The sequence below is a fragment of the Armatimonas sp. genome, from assembly GCF_043760365.1.
In the GTDB taxonomy this organism is placed as follows: Bacteria; Armatimonadota; Armatimonadia; order Armatimonadales; family Armatimonadaceae; genus Armatimonas.
The window spans coordinates 1-2,353 of record NZ_JAYUPA010000082.1; the positions used below are offsets into that span (position 1 = coordinate 1).

At 58.6% G+C, this 2,353-nt stretch carries 2 protein-coding genes; one reads left to right on the forward strand and one right to left on the reverse strand.

Annotated elements, in window-relative coordinates; all coding sequences use genetic code 11:
• Positions 1-174 precede the first annotated feature (174 nt).
• The gene (locus tag ACH2EH_RS02085; RefSeq protein WP_395138403.1) at positions 175-1,752 is read right to left on the reverse strand and encodes a diguanylate cyclase; all 1,578 of its coding nucleotides are present in this window, start codon (positions 1,750-1,752) and stop codon (positions 175-177) included.
• 147 nt (positions 1,753-1,899) lie between these two features.
• On the opposite strand from ACH2EH_RS02085, the gene ACH2EH_RS02090 reads away from it, so the two are divergent.
• Positions 1,900-2,353 (forward strand): AIR synthase related protein (locus ACH2EH_RS02090; RefSeq protein ID WP_395138405.1); only part of this gene is annotated, 454 nt, incomplete at its 3' end.

Here is a 2,353-nt window from a genome sequence, read left to right on the forward strand (position 1 = left end):
TTCTCCCCGACCCGTGCGCCGCTGCGTTATCGCCGTGACTCTGCCGAGAAGATCACGCTCTGGAGTGTGGGGCCAAACGCGACCGATGAGGGCGGCATACCGGGCAAGCAAGAGGCGGGGAAAGAAGGCATGCCCGGCGACTTGGTGGCAGTACCAACAACGGTATAGAGTTTTTTAGGCCGCGACTCGGTTCTTGCCCGCACGCTTGGCGGTGTAGAGAAGCTTATCTGCTCGGTCTAGCAAGTCTTCCTCACCGAGCAGATCCGCGACCCCAATGCTGACGGTTAGATGGAGCCCGGGGACGATGGTATCCCACGGATGCTCCGCGATGCGCTGGCGGAGGCGTTCCGCGAGGTTCTGGGCATCCGGTAGTGTGGTTTCCGGGGCGATAATCACGAACTCATCACCCGCCTGCCGCACCAGGACATCGCTCTGACGACTGGACTGACGCAGAAGCGTGGCAAACGCCAGGAGAACCAGATCGCCGGTTCGGTGAGAGTAGGTATCGTTGACCTGCTTAAAGTCGTCAATGTCAATTAAGATAATACTCAACGGAAGCTCGTAGCGCCGTGAGCGAGCAATCTCTTTTTCGAGAAACTGACTGAGGAAACGGCGGTTGTAGAGCTGAGTGAGTGGGTCTTCCAGCACTTGCAGACGCAATTCCTCGGCTTCTCGATGGGCACGCTCGGCGTCTTGTCGCGCGAGCTGGCTCTGCATTCGGTGCTGTGCGGATTCTTTGTGGAGCTGCGCATAGAGTTCGTGGAATCGCTGGTAGTGCGTGAGTGCTTTTTGAAGATCCCCCTGAGTCTGATAGGCGATGCTGAGTTTTTGGTGGATCTCACTCTGCGCGAAGAGGCGGTGGTGCGCTTCTGCCTGTTTTAGTGCCTGAAGTAGCCAGGTACAGCCTTCCGCGCTCTTGCCTTGCTCCACCAGAAAACTACCCAGTGCCTGGCAGGCACTAAGTGTGGGCTCGGGCAGCCCTAGCTCTTCCGCGAGGTGCTGGGCTTCCCGAAGCGTCCGCTCCGCTAGATCGGGATTGGTGAGTGAGCATCCCAAAGCGACGAGAGCGGCGGCTTCCAGAGGCTTATTGTGCTGTGTGCGGGCGGAGTTCAGAGCCTGCTGGGCTGCTGCTGTTGCCTCATCGGGCCTTTCTGCTGCACGGAGGGTGTGGGCGTAACTGATCAGCGTATTACAGCGGTAGGTCACGTGCGACAGCGCCGCGTCGTAGTCAAGCGACCGCTCAAAGTGACGCAGGGCTTCGTCGAGCTGCCCGCACTCAAGGTGCACCATCGCGATATTACTCAGAATCTGTGCTTCGTTGTTGTGGTCGCCGTGCGCCAGTTCGAGCGCCTCGGTCAGGCAGATTATCGCCTCGCCATAGTCGCTTAGGCTCCCATGAAATGCTGCGAGCGAGTTCAGGCTCGTCTGAAGTCCTTTGGGGTTATTGATTGTGCGCAGGATCTCGACTGCCGAGTGCATTGTCGTGATTGCCTCGGAGTAGGCACCTTGGTGCTTTAAGGCGACTGCTTTTCCATGCAGGCACTGGCTCACCAAATAGAGATCTTCGCTTTCCTGGGCAAGCGAGAGTGCCTCCTCAAAATCGCTCTGCGCGGCGGTGATATTGCCTGTGGAGCCCTGCGCCATGGCCCGCGCCCGAAGTGCTTTAGCGAGCAGCTGTGGTGCGGCAGTGGAGCGTGCCTGGGTGACCGCTTCTTGTGCGAGTGTGAGCGCCGCCCCCGCATCCTGATTCATGAGGGCATGAGCTTTCTCAAGGAGGTTATTGAGAGAAAGTACTTTAAGGGAGTGCGGCAAGAGCATAGTGGTTTGTCGGAGATAATTGTCGGTTTTTCCGCGACGCAATATTACCTTACTAAGCTTCCACGGTACAATAGAGGCGCTATGTTAACCCCCGTCAATGCCCCCGAGTACCCCCAAGTCACCGAAACCACTGCCCGCGAGATGGGCGTCAATGCGTTGGAGTACGCCCAGATCCAAGAAGTCTTGGGGCGTGTCCCCACCTACACGGAGCTGGGAATGTATGCCGTGATGTGGAGCGAGCACTGCGGCTATAAGTACTCTCGCCCGGTGCTGAAGCTCTTTTCCGAGTATAAAAAAGCACAAGAGTCGGGCGAGCTAGAGAACGCAGGCAGCGTCCCGCTGGGCGACACCGGCTGGGGCGTCGTCTTCAAGATGGAGTCCCACAACCACCCGAGCGCGGTTGAGCCTTTCCAGGGCGCCGCGACGGGTGTGGGCGGAATCCTGCGCGATATCTTCACCATGGGCGCTCGCCCGGTGGCGAGTTTAAACTCCCTTAGATTCGGTCCGATTGAGGGCAACGACGCCACCGCGATCC

Excerpts from the sequence above, each read along its gene's own strand:
- ACH2EH_RS02085 (WP_395138403.1), bottom strand. The coding sequence starts at position 1,752 with ATGAATCAGGATGCGGGGGCGGCGCTCACACTCGCACAAGAAGCGGTC.